Source organism: Aeromonas sp. Y318-3 (assembly GCF_027706185.1).
Lineage (GTDB): Bacteria > Pseudomonadota > Gammaproteobacteria > Enterobacterales > Aeromonadaceae > Aeromonas > Aeromonas veronii.
The window spans coordinates 1-1,234 of the sequence record NZ_JAPDCN010000046.1 but is presented as its reverse complement, the minus strand read 5'-3'; the positions used below and the strand labels follow the sequence as shown (position 1 = coordinate 1,234).

Here is a 1,234-nt window from a genome sequence, read left to right as displayed (position 1 = left end):
CAGGGCGGGATTATACTTTTTGCGAGCAATTCGCATCTGTCGTCACGCCAAAAAACATCTCCATTCGAAAATCATCACTCCAGCAAGCGCATTTGATTTTTCGCCGCTTGCTGATTGACTTCGGATGATGCTGCGCCATGTTCAGCGCAATGCGACGAAACAGGGCAAACACCTCTGCTGCCTCCCTGTCACCAATCCGGCTCAGGTCTTCCCGATAGGTCACATCCAGTACCCAGTGCTGTTGGTTCTCGATGTGCCAATGCTGGCGTACTGCCTTGGCGGCTTGCTCCGGCTCTATCGCCAACGAGCTGACGTAGTATTGGGTGTCTAACGTGACCTTGCCTTTTTGACCGCGACTGCGCTCCACGGCGATAAGGCTTGTTATGCCGGGCCAAGCCAGTTTCTGTTCAGCGGGGAGTTCTGCGGTTAACTGAAAGACTGTTCGCTCCTCCTGGCGGCCATGACCCTGCTCTTGCGTGCAGTGTTGCGCCAACCCTTCACCATCGTGCTCCCACCAGGGCTGGAACTGACTACGGATTGCCGCCAGTAAGCCGGGCTGGTTTTCCTTTACCTGAACGACAAAGTCAGCCCCACGGGCGGTCAGTCGCTGCAAGGTTTCTTTCTGACAGTGCAGGGCATCCATGGTCACGATGGCATCTTTAATATCAAGGCAATCAATCAGCTGTCTTACTGTCTCGATTTCCCCGCCTTTGTGTTGAGTGGCCTTCTGGCAGAGCACCAGCCCCTCACCGGTATCAAACGCCGTCACCAGATGCAGGCAATTATCGGACCCGTGTTGGTTGACTGCCCCTCGTATGGTCTTGCCATCGATGGCAATGATAGACTGACCAGCGGCTTGGCGACGGGCATTGACCCAGGTAAACAAGGCGTGTACCAGCGGTTCGATAGCGATGCCTCTGATGATGCGGGCAATCGAGTGACGGGTTGGGATGGCGCCGGCAAAAGGTCGGTACTTGCGCAACCAATCGAGCTTGTTAGTACCGAAATCCTCGATCTCCTGCCAGCCTTCGCAACCGGAAACGACAGCGGCCATTACCAGAAACATGATATCGACCAGATCATGTTGACGATTGACAGAACTGCGCGGGTCTTCGATGAGCGATAAGTGGGCGAAGAAGTCCATAACGGGTGGCTCCAATAAGATGAGAACACCCGATCAGATCGCTGAAAAATCAGAAAGTTCCATTAAATCTCAGGGTATGATCCCGCCCTG

Annotated in this window: 1 protein-coding gene; it reads right to left on the bottom strand. The window is 54.3% G+C overall.

Annotated features, from left to right (window positions below; translation table 11 throughout):
- Positions 1 to 10: 10 nt before the first annotated feature.
- Positions 11 to 1,144: an ISAs1 family transposase gene (locus OKB77_RS23900; RefSeq protein ID WP_103252553.1), complete on the bottom strand. Its 1,134-nt coding sequence runs from the start codon at positions 1,142 to 1,144 to the stop codon at positions 11 to 13.
- Positions 1,145 to 1,234 lie beyond the last annotated feature (90 nt).